Source organism: uncultured Gimesia sp., assembly GCF_963976445.1.
Taxonomy (GTDB): Bacteria; Planctomycetota; Planctomycetia; order Planctomycetales; family Planctomycetaceae; genus Gimesia.
Map to the genome: position 1 here is coordinate 421,145 of NZ_CAXBKP010000001.1, position 23,848 is coordinate 444,992.

Here is a 23,848-nt window from a genome sequence, read left to right on the forward strand (position 1 = left end):
AATCAACAGCTTAACCATGCGCACTTCCGGTATTCACCACAGGTTGCGTATGTCGATCGCTACACAACACGACCAGCAAATTTGAAACCAGCGATGCCCGATGGCTACTATCCAGTTCCACCACTTTCCGTTCCGCCAGATGATCCAACGCCATTTCGACCATCCCCACAGCTCCCTCCACAATTTTCGTACGAGCGGCGACCACGGCCTGTGCCTGCTGTCGCTGCAACATGGCGGCGGCGATTTCCGGTGAGTATGCCAGATGGCTGATTCGGGCTTCAATCACTTCCACGCCCGCTTTATCCAGGCGTTCCTGAATATCAATCTTTAACTGGTCGCAGACTGCCGTGGTATTGCCGCGTAAAGAAACCTCATGGTCTTCGCTGTCATAAGGGTGACGGCTGGCAAGGTTCCTTAGTGCGGCTTCACTTTGAACCGCGACGAAATCTTCATAGTCATCCACTTCAAACATGGATTCTGCTGTATTCACCACACGCCAGACCACCACCGTAGAAATATCAATCGGATTTCCATCCCGGTCATTCACTTTAGATGGTTTTCCTGTAGAACGACTTTTTGCGTGAGTCACATTTCCAGCAGCATCCTTCTGCTCCGGAGTAGTAACTGATCCTGTTTCAAAATTACGAATCCGTAACGAAATTTTCTTTTTAGAGAAGAAGGGATTGACCCAGAAAAACCCGGATTGCTTCACCGAGCCCTTATACTCACCAAATAACAGCAGCACCCGCGCCTGATTCGGGGCAATCGCCATGCAGCCAAACAGGCCGATAAAACTGGCGGGGATCAGCGGCAGTCCCAACAGGATCGCGACAGCACTTTCAGTAAACGCCCCGATCATAAATAGCAGACCCCCGAACAATATTCCCCCCAGACAGGCAGCCAGGGGAAACCAACCCGGCATCGGATGATACATCTTCTCGTCTGTCATTATTATTTTTCTCCGTATTTCTCTCCGTGATTCCTACATTGACTTCATATCGACACTGAATAAAACGAAACCCTGATTAGCTTAGATCAAATAATTTCAGAAATTCTAATAATGGCTGTCATAATAAACACTGCTCCCCAAACTAAGGCTTGTTATAAAACCTCAGAACAAAAACGTGATTGACAAAGTCATGTCTCTTCAAATCCCCTAAAAAACAGCGTTTTTCTCAGGCTTGACCTGCAGCCGCACATTTTTAAGATCTAGGGTCTGTGTCGCGCGCGAGTCAGGCTCCTCGTTCAGATGAATTGATCCTCCCCTGCGGATTTCTGCACCATCGCAAACCCCTATTATTGACGAATAAAACAGCCGCGTCCAATTTTCTTCTCCTGCCATGGCCCCAAATAGTTCACTTGTATCGCAGCGTTTCATAGACACTTCACAAGCGATGGCTAAGGTATCACTGGGCATCATTCTACTTTCACATGCCGTTCGCATGTCGTTTTTTTGTTGACTCTTTCACGCCATTCCAGATGATGTTCCTCAGCCATGCACACCACAGCGAGAAGAACTTGTCAGGAGAGCCCGCCGCCACAGCATGCTTTGCACTGCTTCCCAATCTGCAGAAGCACAGCGACGGAACCTCGATCTGGTAGATTCTACCCGATAGCAACGGCTACCAAAGCGCCAATTCAGTGCAACGGTCATTGCGAGAGAAAAAAGCAAGCCGCTTGCCTGGAACTACTTCGGGCTATTCAGCTGATCCAGCGAAACAAAATTGGGAGTCTTCGCTGCTCCGGTATCACAACCCGAGCAAGATCCACAACCTGAACGCTGCTTAAAAAAACCGAGAACGCGACGAGCCAGAAAATAGACCGCCGCAGCAACACAAAGCAGGGTTGCAATAAATTGCCAATCAACCTGATTCATCACACGGCCTCATTATGAAAAGGAAACACTTAAATCTCTGTGTCAGAATTCTTACGAAATCAGAGTTCGTTTCACTAAATAAATAACATGCCCACCTGATAGGAAATCAAAGCCCCCACGTAAGCCAGCGTCGTCATATAAGTAAACGAAACCACCGGCCAGAACCAGCTGTTCGTTTCACGTCGCATCACCATTAACGTCGCCGCACATTGGGCACACAACGCAAAGAACACCATGATCGAGATCGCCACCGGAATATTGAATACTTTCCTGCCATCAGGCCAGGTTGACGCGCGAATCGAACCGATCAGGCCTTCATCTTCTTCCCCGACATCACCGCCCAGACTATAAATCGTACCCAACGTCGAAATGATCACTTCCCGAGCCGGAAACGAGGCTATCACGCCCACGCCAATTTTCCAGTCCCAGCCTAACGGCTTCACAGCCGGTTCAATCCAGTGCCCCGCCCGTCCCAGAAAACTGGATTCGACCAACTGGCCGCTGACGAGGTTTTCCTGTTCCACCAACACAGCCTGCTCTGCAGCCAAGACTTCCTGCTGCCCCTCTAACCCTTTAATCGCCGCCGGCGTCTCTTTGTCCGCTGCAGCAATCTGCTCGTCGATCTCGGCCAGAGAAGCATCGATCGCCTCGACCTTGTTCTGAATCTGAAACTGCTCACTGTGATCGCCGGGGAAATAACCGGCGGCCCAGATAAGAATTGATGTCGCGAAAATCAATGTCCCCGCTTTCACCACGAACGACTTGGCGCGATGATAAACGCGATAGATCACATTTCGTGGCGAAGGCCATTTATAACCCGGCAGCTCCATCACAAAGGGTGCCACATCTCCCTTAAAGCAAACCCGCTTCAGGAACCAGGCGATAGGAATCGCAACCAACGCGCCAATCGATGACATCGCAAACAAGACCATCCCCTGCAATGTCACCAGGGGACTGCCCGCGATCGTGAAATACGCAATGTTCGGAATGAAGGCGGCGATAAACAGCGTATAAACCGGCCAGCGGGCCGAGCAACTCATTAAGGGGGCAACCAGAATCGTCGTCAATCGTTCGTGGCGGTTCTCAATCACACGCGTCGCCATAATCCCAGGCACCGCACAGGCAAAAGAGGACATCAAAGGAATGAATGATTTTCCGCTCAGCCCCAGACTCCGCATCAGGCGATCCATAATAAACGCCGCCCGTGCCATATAGCCGCTATCTTCCAGAACGGCGATAAAGAAATACAGAATCACAATCTGAGGCAGAAAGATCAGCACGCCACCCACGCCGGCGATCACTCCATCAACGATCAGGCTCCGCAAAGGGCCGGGCGCAATAACAGACTCGACAGCCCCGTCAATCAATCCCTGTCCCGTTTCAATCAGATCCATCGCAGGCCCCGCCCACGTAAAGACCGACTGAAAGACAAAAAACATCAGCATAAAGAAGAACAGAAATCCAAATATGCGGTGTGTTAACCAGCGATCAATTTTATCAGAAGACGTCTCCCGCTGATCGGTCGGATGCTGTACCACATCCTGCAATAACTCCCGGGCCCAGCCATACCGCATGCGGGCTTCCATCGCCGGAACGGCATAACCCGCCTCTTTCAATCGCGAGCGTGACTGATGGAGATCATCCATCAAACCATTGTGAGTCTTGTGCTCGAAATACGATTCCACATATCCGCCCACATCAAGCAATAACCGATCCACCAGAAAATCGGGCGGACTGTTTTCCTGATTGGCCTGTATCTTCGCGCGAATCAATTTCCGCTCGGCATAAAAGGCGTCCGGAAACAGTGCCAACGGTTGATGTGAAGAGCCTATCCCAATTTCCAAAATGGCGGCTTTCAGCTCTTTCAGACCTACCGCATGATGAGCTTCTGTGCAAACAACAGGCACATTCAATTTTTGGGATAAGGCCTGCGAATCGATCTCAATGCCGCGTGACCGCGCCATATCACACATGTTAAGAACCAGCACGACCGGAATCGACAGATCCAGAACCTGACTAAACAGATACAGATTGCGTTCCAGATTCGATGCATCCGCGATGCAGATAATCGCATCAGGCTGCGGGACCTCTTTTTGCCGGCCCAGTAACACATCGACCGCCAGCATTTCATCGATGGATCGCGGCGCCAGACTATATGTTCCCGGCAAATCGACCAGATCAATCTGACGGCCTTCCCATGTCACACTGCCCACTTTCTTTTCCACGGTCACTCCGGGAAAGTTCCCGATGTGCGCATGCCCGCCGGAAAGCTGATTAAACAGGGTACTCTTCCCGGTATTCGGGTTGCCAATAATGGCAATCGTCATTTTTTTTTGTTGCACGGGATTTTGTGACACGGCGGGAGTGTTGATCATGGAATTAGAAATCTGAAAGCAGCGCTTTCATTCGGAAGGTAAACCAGGTTGCTTCTCTCGTTCAGAGGAAACAGGCGTTAGACAACTTCAACTTCAACACACTTCGCTTCATTCAGTCGCAACGATAAGCGGTAACCTCGGATTGCAAATTCCAGTGGGTCACCTAAAGGAGCTTTTCCCAGCAATTGAATCTGTTCTCCGTCAATCAGCCCCATTTCCATCAACCGGATGGAAATGGCATCTTCACCATTGATTTGTGTAATCCGCGCTACCTGGCCTTTTACAATCTGGTTCAACGTCATGACTTAAACGATCTCAACACAAAAGAAATCTAGCGGCGTGTATTTCACTCTCTCAGCTAAACAACACATTATAGGGAAATTGAGACTCAGTTTCAACTCATTCCTTGCGTCGTTTCGAGAGCACCCGATTAAGGTAACCCATTAACCCTAAAAATGAAAAGTAAGCCCGTAGAACGCCTCTGAAATCCAGCATCACAGGTTTTGCTTAGTAAACCTAAACCCTTGCACCCCTTCGATGAAGATTCCATGCGAATCAATAAACGGGACGAATGGTTTCAGCCGGAATTCAACTTGGACTCTTCCATTATCAAATGACGTACCACACACAATACCACCATTTCCTCACTACGTTATGCACTTAACAGCAAAGTAACACTAACTACACAACCACACCAAAACACTTAGACACTTCTGTTCACAACAATCGTCATAAACAATTACTACATAAGTACATAAATATTTTTTACATCTTAATAATAGTCAACGATCTTATTGCTTCACATAGAATTAATTTTTAAAATAATAACACAATACTAACATTGTCTATGCAGGTGTTTTTACCGATCAAAACACATGTTTCTATGAACGAGATTCCTTTTTCAATAAAGACATGTCTTAAGCAGACAACGCAAATTCATTTCATTGTCAAAACTGATTTTTTCTGACCGGGCCTGCGAGCAATTCGTAATCCCCAGATCCACTTCTATCAAATGTTCTTCACATTACATTTTCTGTTTGATTTCTTTTTTCAGGAGTTCAAGTTATGGAAAAAATGCTGCTCAAGAGAAAGCGTGGATTCACGCTGATCGAACTACTCGTTGTGATTGCTATCATTGCCATTTTAATTGCTTTATTATTGCCAGCCGTTCAACAGGCACGCGAAGCCGCTCGCCGATCTCAGTGTAAAAACAATCTCAAGCAGATTGGTCTGGCTTTGCACAACTACCATGATAACTTCAGAGCATTTCCCCCTGGAGACGTCAGAAGAACCTATGGATCCGGAGTCCAATCTTGGGTTACTAGCCAGCTGGGTTGGATCCCTCGTATTTTGCCTTTCCTGGATCAGGCCCCACTCTACAATCAAATCAACTTTGAAATGGAACATGGCGTCAGTGCCGCCCCGAACAGTAATCTTCGTAGAGAAAAGCTGACCGTCGTACGCTGCCCCAGTGATTCATCACGCCAACCAGATGGTAACTATGGCCCCACCAACTATATGGCCTGTCGAGGTCTTGGTGTCACAGCAGATGCGCGTACAACAACTGCCACTGGTTCGACAACCGATATCAATTCGGTATTCATGATGAATGGTATTGTCAGAATCCGTGATCTTGAAGATGGTACGACCAATACCATGATGGTCTCGGAATCTTTTGCCAGTGCCCCTATGTGTAGCGAAGTCCCATCCAGTAACAGCTGTTCCGCTGTTTGCGGTACTGTTTACGGCGGTAACACAACCGGCGCACAGCAGGGTTATTCCTGGATGTGGGCACAACAATATCAATCACATTATTATTGTACGATTTATACACCCAACTCAAAAATTCCTGACTGTGGTGCCGGCTCAAGCTCCACGAATGCACTCCTGTCTGCCCGCAGTAAGCATGTGGGGGGAGTTCATACTCTGTTGGGTGACGGGTCAGTCCGGTTCGCTTCGGAGAATGTTGACCTCACCATCTGGCGGAATCTGGGTAATTACAATGATGGTAATGTCCTGGGTGAATGGTAAGATTCATTCATGATTTTAAAATGCTAATGAATTTCCTCGCTACTTGTGATTCGACTCAAGTGGCGAGGTTTTTTAGCACTACTGGGTAATTAAACTGTGATTCTATGTTGTGGTTGCATTCAAACACGATCACCTTAACTACAACTCCCCCTCAACTCCCCCTCTGAATAATAGGAAGAACACGCTATGACCAGATTCTTTTGTTCTATTCTGCTTGTCACCTGTATGACCCCCTTTCAATTCGGCTGTGGAGATTCAGCCCCCTTGACACCGGAAACTGAGTCTAACCCAGTCGAAGAGCTTGATCCCGCCACAGAAGCTGAGGCACAAAAAAAAGCACTTAAAAACCAATAATCCGTAAATATAATTTCAGCCAGGATCCTTTCGTCGAAACGCTTAAGGAATCCTGGCTGTTTTATTTTCCCCTGCCCCACTCTCACGTTCTATAATCCATCCCCCTCTGTTCTTTACACCTGATTTCATTCGCAAAAAAACAGAACCCTCTCTTTTCAGCCAATCTCTGATCGTGATTCCCTGTTTCATTGATACTTCCTGGCTATCTAGTGGAGTGTCATTTTTAAATATTGGGTTGAAGGATATCACGAGAGTGCGACAACGGAGCACGTAAACAACACCCACAACCCTCAATTCCTAGCTTGACAAAGCACTAGTCTCGCATTGCTTCACTAATACTATTTGGTATTTTCGCAATCCATGCACAATTCACTACCAATGAGTGCTTTACCTCAACAAGGCACCTACACTCATATAGTTAATTTTTCGCATCTCATTTTTAAAAATCGTACTGGAAATAATTGAATACTCGACTATAGTAAACTCACTTGAGCCACTGGTGATTCCATGTACTCCACATTTGATATTCATCTAACCTAACGGTAGTTTTATATATCCTATATTTGAAATTTATCTGGTTTTGTCTTCGCAACAGATTCGATCTTTTTGTGGTCACACACAAACTGAAACCAGAACCAATACAACTCTGAAAATCCAATTTAACAAATAATCCAATCTATACAGTCCGAGAAATTTTCTCCGGCTATGTATTTCTATATTAATTGTCCGGTTGTTTCATTTTCTTATTTTCAGGAGTTCAAGTAATGGGAAAAATGCTGCTCAAAAGGAAACGTGGCTTCACTCTAATCGAACTGCTGGTAGTGATTGCGATCATCGCTATCTTAATTGCCTTACTATTGCCGGCAGTTCAGCAGGCACGCGAAGCCGCCCGCCGTACGCAGTGCAAAAATAATCTCAAGCAAATTGGCTTGGCTTTGCACAATTACCACGATAATTTTCAGACGTTCCCACCTGGTGATATCCGAGATTTTTATAGTGGTCTTGATTCATGGTCCACCAGTCAAATTACCTGGATGGCCCGAATCCTCCCCTTAATTGATCAGGCGCCGCTTTACAATCAGATTAACTTTGAAAGGGCTCCCGGTACTGGTGGCTCGAATACCAGCGTCAGACAAGAGAAAATCCCGGCATACCGCTGCCCCAGTGATTCTTCTCGTCAGCCTATTGGTGGGTATGGTCCGACTAACTACCTGGCCTGCCGTGGTACTGATTGGCATTCAGGAAGAGACGAAACAGAATCCATGTTCAGCGTCAATAGCCGAATGAAAATTCGTGATGTAGAAGATGGCACTTCAAACACAATGATGGTCTCTGAAACATTTGCCAAGGCTCCCTTCTGTGACGATCAACCGCTTCAAGATCCTTCTACTAGCCCTTCTGAAGACATTGGCATGTGCCCTGCCAGTTGTCTGACGAAAGCACCATATTTAGCGAGCTATCAGCAAGGTTATTCGTGGTTCTATGGGCAAAAATACGAGTCTCATTATTACGGAACGATTTATAATCCGAATAATAAAGGCATGCCCGACTGCGGTGCCGGCTCAAGCACTACGGGAGCCCTGCTGGCAGCACGAAGTAAACACACAGGTGGGGTTCATGTTCTCGTTGCCGATGGTGCAATCCGATTTGCATCCGATAGCATTGACAATCAGATCTGGAGAAATCTGGGCCACCCGCAGGACGGCAATGTTCTGGGTGAATGGTAGGCTTGTATCACTTGTCACATGAAGAGATCCTCGTCACTTGTTTCAAGTGGCGAGCTTCTCTCTGTTCGCCTTATCTATTTCTTAGGCCACGACTGCGATAGATCAGACTTATAAGAAACTTCGCAGCGAAACTCATCAGAGGATTAGAAGCTCGCTATGCACCGATACTTATTTTCAATCTTGTTTATGCTCTGCCTGGCTCCGTTCCAATTTGGTTGTGGGGGAGAAGCACCACCACTTCACCAAGAAGAGGAAGTGGATTCTCAGATTGATCCAGAACAAGAGGCTGAAGACATGAAAAACTTCAAAGAGTGAGTCTAAGTTACACTTCAAACGTCGTCTTACTCACTCAACGGAGCAAGCCCCAGTCGCGCACGGCAGTCTTCCAGAATGCTCTGTGTGGCACTCGCGCCCACGCGGCTGACGCCTATCGCGCGGACTTCCAGGAGTTTGTCGAGCGTTCGAACTCCGCCCGCTGCTTTCACCTGCACTTCGGGGGGACTTTCTGCCCGCATCAGCTTCAAGTCTTCCATCGTCGCGCCGCCGGTGCCATAGCCCGTTGATGTTTTGACCCAGTCGACACCCAACTCCCCGCAGATCCGGCAGAGTTCGATTTTGTGTTCATCAGCCAGATAACAGTTTTCAAAGATGACTTTGATCTTCTGTCCCGCCTGATGCGCGATCTTCGTGACTCCTTCGATCTCGTCAGCCACATACTTCCATTCGCCACTTAAGACACGCGAAAGATTGACAACCATATCCAGCTCTTCGCAGCCATCGGCAACCGCCAGCTCGGCTTCAATCTGTTTGACATACTTCGTATGGCCGCCATGCGGAAAGCCGATCGTGGTACTGGCTTTGACGGAAGATACACGCAAAAGCTCTGCACACCGTTTGAGATAAAAGGGCATGATACACACGCTGGCTACATCATAGGTCAGCGCCAGTTGGCAGCCTGCTTCTAATTCTTCTGTTGTCAGCGTCGGCTTCAATAACGAGTGATCTATCATCTTCGCGATATCGTGATAGTTGAATTCCATGGCTGTTATTTTCTTTCTGGAATAAAATTCCTCAAGTAAGTATGACACTGCCGCAAAGCGGACAGACAAGATTCGGTCGAATCTTCGTAGGCCCGGTCTTCCACTTCCACGCAGACAGGCCCCTGATAGCCGATCTCATTCAATTGAGAGAAAAAGCTGCCCCATTCCACCTGCCCCAGTCCGGGTAGTTTGGGAGTGTGATATTCCAGTGGATGTGCCAGAATTCCCACCTGATCCAGCCGATGCTGATCAACCCGCACATCCTTGGCATGCACATGAAATATTCGATCGGCAAAATCACGGATCGGCGCCAGATAATCCATCTGCATCCACACCAGATGCGACGGATCATAATTCAACCCGAAATACGCACTGGGAATGTCGGCATACATCCGCTTCCAGATCGCCGGGCTAATGGCCAGATTCTTTCCCCCCGGCCATTCATCACTGGAAAAAGACATCGGACAATTCTCTATCCCCACTCGCACCTGTTGCTGTTCTGCAAATTGGATAATCTCTGGCCAGGTTTGCAGAAAACGAGGCCAGTTCTCATCGACCGATTTCTTCCAGTCGCGACCAATAAACGTATTCATGCGGTTGATGCCCAGCTTATTCGCTGCAGCAATTATCTTCTGGATATGTTCCACATACTTCTGTGATTCTTCCAAATCGGGAGTGAGCGGATTCGGATAATACCCCAGCGCACTGATCGAAATACCGAACTCGTCAGCCATTTGCTGAATTGTGGTGACGTCGGAATCGGAAAAGTCCTCAACAGAGATATGAGTTATTCCGGCATAGCGGCGAGCATCTTTCCCTTGAGGCCAGCACATGACTTCCACACAGTCATAACCAATTTCCGCAGCCGTCTGAAATACCTGTCGCAGCTCGTAGTCAGGTAATATTGCCGTCACAAACCCCAGTTGCATCGCATCGCTCTCCGTTTCTGAATCAGTCAAAGCGGTTTTCAAGCACACTATCCGTCTCAAATCGCATGATAATCGAGATGCTAGAATAGATCTACGTTAGAGCAGCACATCAACGGGAAACAGAGAAAATGCCATCTGAGAGAACACAAAGATGACGAGGCCCGTTTCTCCAAATTGACTGGAGCAGCAAGAGAAGTGAAACTGAACAGACGCGATTACCAGATTTCTTTTAAATCGGATTCATATGCTTTAACGCGGCGGCCCGGTTCAAATTCTTCCGGAGATTCCGCCAGCACGCGCACCCAGACTTGATGTCCTTTATAGGTGGCTTCAATGGAAACATGAGGTCCCAATTGGTCATCATAATCGACAGGTAATGCCTGCCAGTGCATCGCCTGGACTTCCTCAAAGATTTCTCCCACTTTGAGGATATCAAAACAGAATTTGGAAGGTGCCAGAACACCATCCCATTCGCCGCCAACGATCTCGGTATTCGAAGCAAACAGAGTCACTTCCCACTCGTTGCGACTGTTATTGAAAAAGAAGTGACAACCAATGGGCGACAGGACATCGACATCATACATCAGAGATGCCACGTGGTTTGCCATCGTATTCAGCCATGAGGGAGGGGCAGGCATCGGGATTATTCAATCTAAAATACTGGATACGAAGTTTCGTTGGTTACCTGACATACAGTCTATCAATTTCCAGCAAACCAGATTGATGCACCAGTCAGACTGATCGTCTAAACGTGTTTTACAATTTGATGAAATTGACACAAAAGATTATAGCGCCTTGCCAGAAGGTTGCTTGATTCTCAAGCTTCCCGAATGTCGCTTTGCAAGACAACAATCCCAAGGATGATTTCAGAAGCGTACCACTTTTCTGAGGTGTACTCTCTCCCACTTAATCATCCGATTCCAGAAAGATTGTCGCAAAATAAATGCCAAAATCATTTCTACGACAGGATTAACGAATCAAGCAGGAATAAATCAGTAAAACGAACAAATACCCGACATTCGCAGCCAATATTTATGATTCCTGCAAAGGATCTTGATTAGAACCATAGGTCGTATTCAGAATGAACCGAGAGACTGTAAAGAAAATAAAACACCTTTGATCACAAAACTGATCAAAGGTGTTTACATTTTGGTAACGGAAAGGAAATCGAAATCTTGATTCTTTGATTAGCTTGATAGCAAACCGTTAATCATCATGATCGCAGCTGGTCCTACCAGCACGACGAAAATTCCGGGAAAGATGAACAGTACCAGTGGAAAGATCATTTTCACTGCCGTCATCGCGGCCTGCTCTTCTGCCATCTGGCTCCGTTTGACGCGCATACTGTCAGACTGCACACGGAGCGCCTGCGCAATTGAAGAACCGAATTTATCTGCTTGAATCAGAATTGCAGCCAGCGCGCGCATGTCATCGACGCCACTCCGTATTCCCAGATCATGCAACACCTCACGCCGTTGACGTCCCATCTGTAGTTGCAGGTTACACAAGGCAAATTCACTACAGACATCAGGTGCGGTTTCTTCCAATTCTTCCGAGACACGCCGCATCGCTGCATCGAGCCCCAGACCTGCTTCCACACACACAACCAATAAGTCTAATGCATCCGGCAAGGAAAGGAAAATTCGAGAAATGCGTCCTTTGCACAAAAAAGCCAACACAATGGAAGGCAGATAAAAACCAATGCCGCCGGCAATGATCATCGAAGTCCAGCCATTTTGTGTCAGCCCATATTTATAAAATCCGACACCAGAACCGAGGACCACACCCAACACTCCGATCGCAACTTTCAACGAAAGAAAGATGGACGGCGCATTTTCACTATTATACCCGGCGTTGGCCAGCCGCACTTTGAGCTTGTTTTCTTCCAGTTCAGACGTCGGTGCCAGCGCTTTGGAAAGCGTCGGTGCTGCCTTCTCCAGAAGTGTGCTGGCGGTCTGAGCTTCCTCAGGATTGTTTCGCAAATGGGGATTACGCAGCTCATCCAGACGCGCCGATGTCCGGGATTGATCGGAACTGAGCTTGCTGATCAAAGCAATCACACCCACAATCACCATCCCAAAGATAGCCCACGGTAATAATTGAACGAAATCCATAATTTACTCTCCCACATTCAGCCAATCGAACCGGCTATAAAACTTTCAAATACGAATACGCGATCAAATGTTTGAAATGGTTAGATACTCAGATTTTGATATTGACGATTTTCTTGATCCATAGAGCACCGAGAACCTGCAGCACGAGCCCACCAGCGATCATTTTTCGTCCCAGTTCATCCGTAAACAGCAACATCACATAATCGGGGTTCAGATAGTAGACCGCAAAAAACAGCGCAATCGGCAGAGCCATCAACACGACCCCACTGATACGACCTTCCCCCGTCAAAGCCTGAACCTGTCCCATAATCTTGAACCGCTCACGGATAATGTGACCAATTTTGTCCAGAATCTCGGCAAGGTCCCCCCCTGCTTGTCTCTGAATGACCACCGCTGTCACGAAAAACTTCAAGTCCAGGTTTGGCATCCGCTTCAGCATGCTCTTCAAGGACTCTTCGATGGGAACACCCAGATTCTGTTCCTCATACGCCAAGGCAAATTCTGTGGAAATTGGTGCCGGCATCTCCTGCACCACAACACTCAATCCCGACGCCAGACTGTGCCCGGAACGCAAAGCACGCCCCACCAGTTCCAATGCATCCGGAAGTTGGTGCGCAAACTTCTTAAACCGTCGATTCCGGCAAAACAACAACCACATAAACGGAAGTGATCCTGTGCCTAAAGCGGCAACCGGACAGAAAGGTACAGGCGCATTCGTAAACCACGCCAGCGCAAAACCTGCCGCAGCAGAAACTGCGGTCATTAATAAAAACGTGTCTGCTTTAAACGGCGCCTCGGCCTGTTCCAGTAGCAGCTTGATATTTCCAAACTTCTCAAAAAAGTGAGCAACCTGGTCCGAAAGGCTGTTCAAGCCCCCCTTGACAAATTCCTCTTTCAAGAGCGATGCCGATTCCTCGTTTGCCTTTTTTTTCCCCGTAATTACCGCCAGACGATCTTCGGCTTTACTCGACGAAAAGTCCTTGAAGACAAATATAATGGTCCCCACGAGCGCCATCACACCGAAAAATGCAGCGATTGAGATGATGAGTGTTTGATCCATCTCTGATTACCTTTATCGTTTAAAAATCAATTTCTTTTTTGATTCATTGGTTTTAATTCAATGGAATTTCTTATCCCTGCAAGACCCGATTGGCAAACAGGTTCGATGGCAGTCGCACGCCCGAGGCTTCCAGACGATCCATGAAAGCAGGACGCACACCGGTCGCTTCAAAGTGACCGTAGGCTCGGCCGTCTGCATCAATTCCATCCTGAACAAACAGGAAAATATCCTGCATAATTACGGTATCCTGCTCCATATTCAGCACCTCTGTGATATGTGTCACTTTACGAGGCCCACCCTGTAAACGGTTCACCTGAATAATCAAATCGACGGCGGAAGCGAACTGCTGTCTCAACGCTTTCAGAGGCAATTCAACCCCACCCATTGTGATCATCGTTTCCAGACGGGAAACAGCGTCGCGCGGTGAGTTGGCGTGAATTGTGGTCAACGAACCTTCGTGACCAGTATTCATCGCCTGTAACATGTCTAATGACTCGCCACCACGACATTCCCCGATGATGATTCGGTCAGGCCGCATACGCAACGCGTTCTTCACCAGGTCGGTAGCGTTAACCGCCCCCTTCCCTTCAATGTTCGGCGGTCGCGTTTCCAAGCGCAGTACGTGATCTTGCTGCAACTGCAATTCTGCAGCGTCTTCAATCGTGATCACGCGATGATCACTTTGAATGAAGCCGGAAAGTGTATTTAAAAGGGTTGTTTTACCAGAACCGGTACCACCACTGATAATTGTGTTAATGCGTGCCTTGATCGTGCCTTCCAGCAACATCGCAATTTCTGGTGTAAACGCACCAAACCGCAGCAGATCTTCCAGTCCTAGTGGATTCGAACCAAATTTACGAATGGTTAACGAAGGCCCGTCCAGAGCCAGAGGCGGAATGACCGCATTCAAACGTGAACCATCGGGCAAGCGGGCGTCAACCAGCGGAGAAGTTTCATCGACACGACGCCCCACCTTGGAAACAATCCGGTCAAGAATCTGCAGCAAATGCGCATTGTCTCGAAAGACTACATTCGAACGTTCAATCCGCCCGTTTTTTTCGACAAACACATGCTTGGGTCCGTTGATCATAATATCGGCGACATCCTGATCCTTCAGCAACAGCTCTAAAGGTCCGAAGCCGAAGGTCTCATCCAGAATCTCCTCGATCAAGCGCTCACGTTCCGAGCGGTTCAGCAGAGGGTTTTCCGTATCACACAAATGCTCAATCACCAAACGGATTTCACGCCGGAGTGAATCGCCTTCCAAGTCACCCACCCGGGACAAATCCAGTTTTTCAACCAGCTTGCCATGAATGAGTCGCTTCAGGTCATCAAATGCCATATTGGGATCGGTATTGGAAAGGCCAGGACCAGCCATGTGCTCATAACTCCTTCAACTTGTTGTATGAAAATGAAAACCTGTCGTGCCCGTCTTGAAATTCACTCCAGACGGATCGCTTTTCTTCCAGAAATCCGAACCAGGTTTTCTCACTATAAATCTAGTTCACAAATCAGCCGCAAGTCGCCCGAAGAGTGAAAATGATGCGAAAAAACAGCATTGAGAATCCAGAGGAACCCGAAACATCGCACCGGTCATGACGAATCTGCGGATCCTTACCATTCTGCCGAAATCAATGATTGAACGTGTCACCATCCCCAGCCTGTCCTGGAATGACAAAAACGATTGTTTCTTAACACAGTACAGTGGATTTTGAGTAAGCCGAGAGTGGAAAATCGATCTCACCTCACCTGAACCACGCCTCCTCTGAAAAGCAGTAGCAGAGGCTCCAGATCGAATAACCGTTACAAGCCTGAAAAGTCAGAACATTGCCGCAATTATCGATTATTGTTCCCACTTATTGTGAAGCCGAAAATCTAAAGAACCTGATCCCCCGCATCAGTCAGGTTCTAAAGGACTCTGACATCGTGGCTGAAATCATCGTTGTCGATGACAACAGCCCGGATGAAACGATTGCTGTCTGCCAGACACTGGCCGAATCATTTCCGATTCAGTTAATCACCCGCAAACAGGAACGGGGGCTCTCCACCGCAGTCATCGCCGGCATCGATGCAGCGGCTGGTGAATTTCTCTTGGTGATGGACGCCGATCTGTCGCATCCCCCGGAAGCCATTCCCGATCTGTACGCTGCCTTACAAAATCAAGGAGTCGATTTCGTCATCGGCAGTCGCTACGTCAACGGTGGATCGACCGAAGAAAACTGGGGCTGGTTTCGAAAGCTGAATTCTCGCATCGCCACCTGGCTGGCACGTCCTTTCACCAACGCCAAAGATCCCATGGCTGGATTCTTTGCGATCTCGCGTCACCATTTTTTGAAAGTACGCGAAATCCTCAATCCCGTCGGATACAAAATCGGCCTGGAACTGCTGGTGAAGTGCCGCTGTCGTAATGTCGTGGAAGTCCCCATTCATTTTGCCGACCGGACTCTGGGAACCAGCAAGCTCTCGTTCAAAGAACAATTGAGTTATTTGAGACACCTGAAGCGGCTAGCGGAATTTAAATACCAAAACTACGCGTATTTCGTTCAATTCGCCATCATCGGCCTCACGGGAGTCTTTGTTAATCTGGCAGCACTTTCGATATTGTTACACTGGTTGATTCGGCCAGTGGCGATTGCCGTCGCAATTTGGATCTCCATGAGCACCAACTTCCTGCTCAATCGAAATATCACGTTTTCATACGCACGTCACGCCCCCATTTTGAAGCAATATCTTACTTATTGCGGAAGCTGCCTGACAGGCGCAGTCTTCAACTGGCTGACCGCAGAAACGCTCTGCCGTTCCTTCGCTTATTTTGAACAAAATACGTTGCTGGCCGCGTTTATCGGAATCCTGACAGGTATGGCCTTTAACTTTATTCTCTGCCGCTATCTTGTTTTCGCAAAACAAAACACGGTTCGCGATGAAGGGTAATCCACTTCAATTCTGAATGAAGTTCAACGCGAAGTCATCCCGCCTCTGGACTTCGAAACAAACACACCGCTAAAATAGATCGGTCTTGTGTCACACTCTGAATCAGACTCAAGCCTGTTCGCTGGTAGTAGCTCTCTCACCTTCATTCCATGACAGGATTCTCATATGACGATTGCCGAATCAATCATCCCCGAATTTGAAATTGAAATGGCAGGTACCCGCAAAGTCCTCGAACGCATTCCGGATGACAAACTGAATTGGAAAGCACACCCCAAGTCGAATACGATCGGCTGGGTTGGTGCGCATCTCGCAGAAATTCCGGGCTGGGTCGAAGGCACTCTCACACAGGATGTATGGGACATCAACCCGGTAGGTGGTGAACCTTATCAGACACCGCAACTCAATACGAAACAAGAAATCGTGGATCTCTTCGATAAACATGTTGCTGCTGCCAAGCAAATACTTCAGCAGACTCCCGATGAGGAATTCGGCAAATCCTGGTCACTCCTCTCTGCAGGGAACCCCATCATCACGATGCCCAAACTGGGAGTGATTCGCACCTGGGTCCTCAACCACACGATCCACCACCGGGCACATCTCTGTGTCTACCTGCGGCTCAACGACATCCCCGTTCCAGGACTTTATGGACCTTCCGGCGACGAGCAACAGGTATAATTTTTGAGCCAGGCCGATTAGAACAGGGGCTTATAAATTGCCCGGCTGATCACCCTGTTGTGGTGGCTGACGTTTTTGCTGCTGTGCCACTTTACGCTGAAACTGCTCAAACGAATGAGACAACGAATCCAGCAGACGGGGAATATTCGGGGCAGCCATGTGCACGCGTGCGGAAACGCAGGATCGCGGAAAAAACGTGGTGATGAAATCAAACGAAAATTCGGTCGCTGAATGCCCGATCCGAACCGCATTCGCATAATTCCCACATAGCATTTCGTCGGGCAGTTTCAATTCGTCATACAGTTCTTCCGCGGAAGGCGGCTTCTGCCCCGCTTCCACAGATTTATTGACGGTTTCCGGGATTGCTTTTTGATCATCAGCATCCGATTCCGGCGTCATCGTTTCTCCAATCGCTCCAGCGCTCCCTGCTGAGGAAGCCCCTGAGATCACATCAGAAACCGACGGCGTTGGCTCCTCTGAAGCGGGTGTTTCCATCCCGGGCCCCACGTTAATCGATTCTGCAGAACCGGTGACCTGCGGAGGCAGCGGTGTCGGAATCGTCGGCGTCCCGAACCGTTTTTCATAATTATTCAAATTGTCTCTCAGAGCACGAATCATCTGGGGCACAACGCCAATCGGCAGAACCACACGTGCCACGACCTGCTGAGGTGTCGAAATTCTTAACAGGAAATCCAGAATGAACTCGTGACCTCCCTGTAACACAACAGCCCCAGTACTAAAGACCCCACGCGAGACTCCCTCCGGAACACGCGCACTGACTTGAGAGTGTCTGATTTCCTGTGTATGCCGCTCATGATTATTTTCATCGGAACTGCCATCATTATTCTCTGCTGGTGTCAAATCATCGCTCATGTCGGCTGTTTCATTTCTATCAGGATTCTCAAGTCACTTCACATTCACAGCCGATTTCGACCATGATTCACATCATCTGCATTATGTACATCATCAGGGCTCTACGTAAACCTTAGCAAAACATTCCTACTAAAGAGAAGCCAACTATTATTTTGACTGCAGTATCCGCAATTCTTTGGGAAGCGGAAAGCGAACCGACTCTTTACGAATCACCGCGTTCTCGACTTCTGCCTGATACTGATCTTTCAGAAATTGAATCAGTTCCTGTACGACGACTTCGGGCGCGCTCGCACCTGCGGTAATCAGGATCGTCTCACTTTTTTCAAGCCATTCCGGCAACACCTCATCGACGCCGTCAATCAGATAAGAGGGCTTCTCAGCCGACTTCCCAATCTCCATCAGACGCTTACTGTTGGAACTGTTCTGACTGCCCAGTACCAGAACCAAATCTGCCTGTAGCACAAGTTCGGAAACCGCTTCCTGGCGATTCGTCGTTGCATAACAGATATCTTCCTTGGGAGGGCTTTCAATATGAGGATACTTTTCTTTGAGACTTCGAATCACCTGCCCTGCTTCTTCCACACTCAATGTCGTTTGCGTCAGATAGGCCAGCTTCGCATCCTCCGGAAACTCCAGCGCCGCGACTTCCTCGGGAGTCTCAATCAATGTGATACTTTCCGGCGCTTCCCCCATCGTGCCAATCACTTCATCGTGCCCTTCATGGCCGATCAAAATGATATTGTATCCCGCCTCTGCATATTTGATGGCTTCGGTATGCACTTTGGTCACCAGCGGGCACGTCGCATCGATCGTGCGAATATTTCGATCGCGAGCCTGCTGACGAATTTGTGGTGAAACACCATGCGCACTGAAGACCAGAATCGAGCTTTCCGGAACTTCACTTACCTCATCAACAAACGTGACTCCCATCTCCGTAAAGCGATTGACCACATATTTGTTATGCACAATTTCGTGGTACACATAAATGGAACTGCCAAAAATTTGAATGACTTCCTCAAGACATTCAATTGCCATATTCACACCCGCACAAAAACCGCGGGGATTTGCCAGAATTACTTTCATTTGATCATTTCCAGTTCAACAGAAACAAAATCATCTGTTTCTGCCGTGGTGATGCATCAGGAGAACCTGATGTTTTAAGATATCGAATCAGAGACGCCCGACTTGCGCGCAAATCGCCACAAGTATTGCCTCAGAAAGTATTCTATGCCGAACGCGGAAGTAAACCAAAGTCGGAAAGTTCAATTTTCCGACTTTCCGTCAAGGAACGCCCAGATTTCGAGACTTTTTTCGTATTCCGCTACGATTTATGAGAAATCAATGAATCAGGCCCGTCCAGTAAAATCGGTGAGGCACCACAATACGCCAGCGAGAAATTCTCTTGCCGCAACTATTCGACCGTCACACTCTTCGCCAGATTGCGAGGACGATCCACGTTACAGCCCCGTTGAACGGCGATGTGATACGAAAGCAGCTGCAGCGGAATGGCTGTTACCAGAGGCTGCAGAAAATCAGGCACATCAGGTACATAAATCACATCATCGGCGATATCCGCAATTTTTCCGTCCCCTTCACAGGCAATCGCGATCACCGGCCCTTTGCGTGCTTTGACCTCTTCCAGATTACTCATCACTTTGGGATAGATCTGGCCACGGGGAACTACAAACACACTCGGCGTCTGTTCATCGACCAGCGCGATCGGACCATGTTTCATCTCGGCTGCCGGATAACCTTCCGCATGAATATAGCTGATCTCTTTCAGCTTCAACGCACCTTCCAGAGCAGCCGGAAAATTATAGAGCCGCCCCAGATAAAGAAAGTTATTGAAATTGCAATACTTCATCGCAATATCTTTGACCAGATCATTGCACTCAAGACACTTACGGATCTGGTCCGGAATTTTTTGCAGTGAATCAATAATCCGTCGCCCTGCCGGATAAGACAGATGACGCATACGTCCCAGAAACAGCGCGAGTTGAATCAACACCATCACCTGCGATGTGAATGCTTTTGTCGAAGCAACTCCGACTTCCGGCCCGGCGTGCAGATAAATTCCACCATCCGCTTCACGGGCAATCGTGGAACCCACCACATTACAAATCGCCAGCGTGGGATGCCCTTTTCGTTTGCATTCCCGCATCGCCGCCAGCGTATCTGCCGTCTCACCACTCTGGGTAATCGCAAAGATCATCGTACTGTTGGAAATCGGCGGGTTCCGATAACGCAGTTCGCTGGCATACTCCACTTCCGTGGGAATCCGCGCGAATTCTTCCAGCAGATACTCACCCACCAGACCCGAATGCCAACTGGTACCGCAGGCCGTGAGAACGACACGGTCAATTTTCCGAAGCTGCTGTGCCGATAGATTCAATCCGCCAAATTTTGCCGTCGCTTCGTCTTCATCGATCCGGCCGCGCATCGCATTTTCCAGCGCCTGAGGCTGCTCGAAGATTTCTTTCAGCATGTAATGTTCGTATTCACCCAGATCGGAATCAACACTGACCTGATCCAGAGTTTGAATCGAGAGCTTCTGCTGACCTTCATCCCGATGAAATATCTCGACTTCTTCGCGCGTGAGAACTGCCAGTTCATGATCTGAAAGATAGATCACCTCATCCGTATATCCCACCAGGGGAGTTGCATCGCTGGCGATAAACTGTTCGCCTTTTCCAACGCCAATCACCAGTGGACTTCCCAAACGGGCCGCGATCAACACATCAGGCAGATCCTGAAACAGAATCACCAGCCCATAGGTCCCCTTTAATTTGGAGAGCGTATTTTCGATCGCTTTCAGATACGTTGGAAGTTCTCCGGGTTCAGACCCCAGTTTGATCTGTTCTTCCAAATGATGCGACAACAGGTGCGCAATGGTTTCGGTATCCGTCGTCGTGCGAAACACATAACCCAGCCCCTGCAGTTGTGCGCGAAGCGAGCTATAGTTTTCAATTACTCCATTGTGCACGAGTACCACATCGCCATTGCCGCCCACATGGGGATGGGAATTCTGATCGTTGGTTTCCCCGTGCGTCGCCCACCGCGTATGGCCGATTCCGATTGTTCCCGCAATGGGGTTTGACTTATACAGCGCCGCCATTTCAGCGACGCGGCCTCTTTTCTTACGAATTTGAATCGACGATCCATCATGAATGGCGACCCCGGCACTGTCGTAACCACGGTATTCCAGTTTCTGCAGACCTTTGATCAACAACGGCCCGGCTTCACGATGTCCGATATATCCGACAATTCCACACATATTTTCGCGCTCCGTCGCTGAATGAGGGAAGTAATTATAATTGTATTTTGTAGTCTAAGCCCCAAAAGAAATTGGGACGCCCTTCCTCCTTGAAGTCAGGGGCAGACATTGAAATTGCTGAGGGGGGGAAAGGGGGTGGGCTCAAATCGTACGCCCATCATTGCTCACAGGTTGGGGAACATACCACAAGTATGAAAAATGAGTCAACCACTCTTAGCGGAAATTCATGTGAACACAGTGCTGATAAACACACCGAACAAAATCGCGTAAGTCAATATGTTTATATCACTTACTAACCTAATACAATGTCACAGATGTAGTGAATTCATACCGGAGAAACTCCTCTGGAGCGTCAAAATCGAATCCGTTCTGCCGCAAGTCGTGCTACGGCGTACGCACACGCAGATTCGGAAATCGCCCCATCAAAGATTTCTGCGACATTCGTCAGAGCGGTCTGACTCAATTTCGGGTGTGACTGAACTACTTTCTCCGCCAGAAAAACAGCACTTCCACTGATCAAAACCCCCGTCGGCAAAGCGGCCATACGATCCAGAACCTGATCAATGGCCTGCGAAATCTGATTCTGCTGCTTGTTCGCCAGAAACTCAGCGATGGCAACGGCTTCCTCTTCTGTCATTTCTGTTGTATCACAACAGACGGAGCGGGCAATCCGGTCATAAGCATCGACCCGCATCGCAGGCTTCCCATTGGCGGTATCCACATCAGTGGGGTTCTCGTCCCGTTCTTTCAGCAGGAGATACAAATCCAGGGACGTCGCAAAACTCTCCGCTGCCAACGGACACGCTTGCCCGCGGAGAGGAACGCGTTGTTCAATCATCGCTAACGGCGTCCGCCGTCCCCCCGTATAAACCAGTTCGCCCGAGAGTAACCGTTCGGCATCGGTCAGCCCTTCCGGAACTGGAAATCCATTTTCCAGCGGAATGATATCTGTTGTCGTCGACCCGATATCGATCAGAATCCCATTTTGCTCCGGAATCATCCGCCCCAGCCACGTCGCCAGTGCATGCCAGTTCGCAGCGGCCACCAGTAATGGAAACTCACACGCAAGATCTGTCGTCAAGAATTCGGCGCCTGTCTGCCAGACCACAACCGGTGCCGGAGCAACCGCCTGTTGCACGGCCGCCAGTATCTGTTCCACACCAACCGCCTTGGTGGGAAAACAGTCTGCCAGTTCACCCGTCATCGTTACCGCCACCAGATCTGGACTCTGATACACAGTCAGCAACTCCTGTACTGCCTGCGCTAACAGTTCCGGCGTCTTCCAGAGTTCAAATGCAACGGCGTTCGCACGCCCATCGCAGTCCGCTGACTTGAGATTTGCACCACCAATATCCAGACCAATCACATACATGTTTAATTTTTCTTTTCTTCCAGACTTCGCGACTGGTTCAGAAATAGGCTGCCATCCGGTTGAAACCGAACTTCCTGTTCCAGATTCCACTTAAGTGAAGGAAATCCGGTATTCCCTTTCACAATCCGCTCCGCCAGATTATCCGGCGTCAAGTGACGGTAGCCCACATAGCTGGTCGTCATACGTGGATTAATTTCCACAATCAACGGTTTCATCGGATCAGTGTCAGGTAACAGAATATCAAAGCCCACATAACCCACAAGTCCCGGCAGCAGATCACAGACGCGAGAAATCAGTTCGTGAATCGAATGTATTACTTCGGGTTCCACTTTTGCCGGCATCACGCCCCCCTGGTATTCAAAATCCGATTTCCAACTGATCTGCTGTTCGCCAATGGGAAATATTTCACTCCGATGAGAGTCTGCCAGAACGACCGTGGAAAGTGCTCTGCCAGTCAGAAAAGGCTGCATGATGAAATCAGAACGCTGTTCCTCATAATCAGCGCGTCTCTGTCGCCAGTCCTCAGCTCCCGCCAGAGACTGCAAACCCAAACCCCCTGCACCAAACCGATGTTTGATCAGACAGGGAAAAGAAGCTTCAGACACTGTCTGTTCATCCTTCAGTAACAATGTCGGAATCGTAGGTAGCGACCGTTCATTCAGAAACTCAAACAGTCGCCACTTGTCGGCGGTCAGTTGAATTGTATGCAAATCGGGACCAACGACATGTGCGCCAGATTGCAGTGCCCACTCGGTTCGCGAAACGAGAAGCCCATCGAATTCCGGTGCAATCACCCAAACCACATCGGCCTGCTGACAGGCACGTTCAAAAAGTGCTTGTTCCTCGTCCGGCGTTTTCACGCGCTGGATCTGTAGACGCGGCGAACGCTCTGCCTGTTGTAATACTTTATTTACAAATGGCAGTTGTACCTGCACACTCGTCGTCACCGTACAGTCTGGAATCGCCAGCAAATCGGTCACGACGGCTTCCAGCATTGCGGTCCCTTCAGTTAACAGGGACGCATCCGCTGGAGAGACTTCACAGGCACCACTACAAAGATATTCCGTTACAAATATGTTCAACTTCGTACCTTGTTCATCGCATTTTCAGAACCGAATCGGTCTCAGCAGACGCAAAGACGAGTGTTACATTCGGAAGGACCATCGTACCCCAGACAATGATTTCAGACTCCTCAGTCTAGAGACTCCCCTGCCGTT

The 23,848-nt window shown here is 48.7% G+C and carries 19 protein-coding genes; 4 read left to right on the forward strand and 15 right to left on the reverse strand.

Going from position 1 to position 23,848, the window contains the following annotated elements; all coding sequences use genetic code 11:
• Positions 1-10 precede the first annotated feature (10 nt).
• The 4 genes from AAC022_RS01550 to AAC022_RS01565 form a co-directional block, all read right to left on the reverse strand.
• Positions 11-949: an SPFH domain-containing protein gene (locus AAC022_RS01550; protein WP_339727311.1), complete on the reverse strand. Its 939-nt coding sequence runs from the start codon at positions 947-949 to the stop codon at positions 11-13.
• 738 nt (positions 950-1,687) lie between these two features.
• Complete coding sequence (locus tag AAC022_RS01555; protein WP_339727313.1) at positions 1,688-1,876, reverse strand: hypothetical protein; 189 nt, start codon at positions 1,874-1,876, stop codon at positions 1,688-1,690.
• 74 nt (positions 1,877-1,950) lie between these two features.
• The gene (gene feoB / locus AAC022_RS01560; protein ID WP_339727315.1) at positions 1,951-4,251 is read right to left on the reverse strand and encodes a ferrous iron transport protein B; all 2,301 of its coding nucleotides are present in this window, start codon (positions 4,249-4,251) and stop codon (positions 1,951-1,953) included.
• A 77-nt stretch (positions 4,252-4,328) separates the two neighbouring features.
• Positions 4,329-4,553, reverse strand: a complete 225-nt coding sequence (locus tag AAC022_RS01565; RefSeq protein WP_339727317.1) for a ferrous iron transport protein A — start codon at positions 4,551-4,553, stop codon at positions 4,329-4,331.
• Positions 4,554-5,316: 763 nt separating this feature from the next.
• Between AAC022_RS01565 and AAC022_RS01570 the strand changes: the two genes are divergently transcribed.
• On the forward strand, positions 5,317-6,282 hold the full coding sequence (locus AAC022_RS01570; RefSeq protein ID WP_339727318.1) for a DUF1559 domain-containing protein: 966 nt from the start codon (positions 5,317-5,319) through the stop codon (positions 6,280-6,282).
• Positions 6,283-7,400: 1,118 nt separating this feature from the next.
• On the forward strand, positions 7,401-8,363 hold the full coding sequence (locus AAC022_RS01575; RefSeq protein ID WP_339727319.1) for a DUF1559 domain-containing protein: 963 nt from the start codon (positions 7,401-7,403) through the stop codon (positions 8,361-8,363).
• Positions 8,364-8,704: 341 nt separating this feature from the next.
• Here the strand turns inward: AAC022_RS01575 and deoC are convergent, their stop codons facing one another.
• The 6 genes from deoC to AAC022_RS01605 all read right to left on the reverse strand — a co-directional run bounded on the left by deoC (position 8,705) and on the right by AAC022_RS01605 (position 14,884).
• On the reverse strand, positions 8,705-9,403 hold the full coding sequence (deoC, locus tag AAC022_RS01580; protein WP_339727321.1) for a deoxyribose-phosphate aldolase: 699 nt from the start codon (positions 9,401-9,403) through the stop codon (positions 8,705-8,707).
• A 5-nt stretch (positions 9,404-9,408) separates the two neighbouring features.
• A complete protein-coding gene (locus AAC022_RS01585; protein ID WP_339727322.1) occupies positions 9,409-10,374 on the reverse strand; it encodes a sugar phosphate isomerase/epimerase family protein in 966 nt (321 codons plus the stop codon).
• Positions 10,375-10,547: 173 nt separating this feature from the next.
• A complete protein-coding gene (locus tag AAC022_RS01590) occupies positions 10,548-10,970 on the reverse strand; it encodes a hypothetical protein (protein WP_339727324.1) in 423 nt (140 codons plus the stop codon).
• A 549-nt stretch (positions 10,971-11,519) separates the two neighbouring features.
• Positions 11,520-12,446, reverse strand: a complete 927-nt coding sequence (locus AAC022_RS01595) for a type II secretion system F family protein (RefSeq protein WP_339727326.1) — start codon at positions 12,444-12,446, stop codon at positions 11,520-11,522.
• An 88-nt stretch (positions 12,447-12,534) separates the two neighbouring features.
• Positions 12,535-13,506, reverse strand: coding sequence for a type II secretion system F family protein (locus AAC022_RS01600; RefSeq protein WP_339727328.1), 972 nt, complete (start codon positions 13,504-13,506; stop codon positions 12,535-12,537).
• 70 nt (positions 13,507-13,576) lie between these two features.
• The gene (locus AAC022_RS01605) at positions 13,577-14,884 is read right to left on the reverse strand and encodes a CpaF family protein (RefSeq protein WP_339727330.1); all 1,308 of its coding nucleotides are present in this window, start codon (positions 14,882-14,884) and stop codon (positions 13,577-13,579) included.
• Positions 14,885-15,333: 449 nt separating this feature from the next.
• Between AAC022_RS01605 and AAC022_RS01610 the strand changes: the two genes are divergently transcribed.
• Positions 15,334-16,437, forward strand: coding sequence for a glycosyltransferase family 2 protein (locus AAC022_RS01610; RefSeq protein WP_339727332.1), 1,104 nt, complete (start codon positions 15,334-15,336; stop codon positions 16,435-16,437).
• A 165-nt stretch (positions 16,438-16,602) separates the two neighbouring features.
• Complete coding sequence (locus AAC022_RS01615) at positions 16,603-17,112, forward strand: DinB family protein (protein ID WP_339727334.1); 510 nt, start codon at positions 16,603-16,605, stop codon at positions 17,110-17,112.
• Positions 17,113-17,142: 30 nt separating this feature from the next.
• Here the strand turns inward: AAC022_RS01615 and AAC022_RS01620 are convergent, their stop codons facing one another.
• The 5 genes from AAC022_RS01620 to AAC022_RS01640 all read right to left on the reverse strand — a co-directional run bounded on the left by AAC022_RS01620 (position 17,143) and on the right by AAC022_RS01640 (position 23,713).
• Positions 17,143-17,985 carry a DUF3467 domain-containing protein gene (locus tag AAC022_RS01620; protein ID WP_339727336.1) on the reverse strand — a complete coding sequence of 281 codons (843 nt, stop codon included), beginning with the start codon at positions 17,983-17,985 and terminating at the stop codon, positions 17,143-17,145.
• Positions 17,986-18,132: 147 nt separating this feature from the next.
• The gene (gene ispH, locus AAC022_RS01625) at positions 18,133-19,068 is read right to left on the reverse strand and encodes a 4-hydroxy-3-methylbut-2-enyl diphosphate reductase (RefSeq protein ID WP_339727339.1); all 936 of its coding nucleotides are present in this window, start codon (positions 19,066-19,068) and stop codon (positions 18,133-18,135) included.
• A 328-nt stretch (positions 19,069-19,396) separates the two neighbouring features.
• A complete protein-coding gene (glmS, locus tag AAC022_RS01630) occupies positions 19,397-21,259 on the reverse strand; it encodes a glutamine--fructose-6-phosphate transaminase (isomerizing) (protein WP_339727341.1) in 1,863 nt (620 codons plus the stop codon).
• A gap of 352 nt (positions 21,260-21,611) precedes the next feature.
• The gene (locus AAC022_RS01635) at positions 21,612-22,631 is read right to left on the reverse strand and encodes a hydantoinase/oxoprolinase family protein (protein ID WP_339727343.1); all 1,020 of its coding nucleotides are present in this window, start codon (positions 22,629-22,631) and stop codon (positions 21,612-21,614) included.
• Between the two features lie 2 nt (positions 22,632-22,633).
• Complete coding sequence (locus tag AAC022_RS01640; RefSeq protein ID WP_339727345.1) at positions 22,634-23,713, reverse strand: ATP-grasp domain-containing protein; 1,080 nt, start codon at positions 23,711-23,713, stop codon at positions 22,634-22,636.
• Between the last annotated feature and the right edge of the window lie 135 nt (positions 23,714-23,848).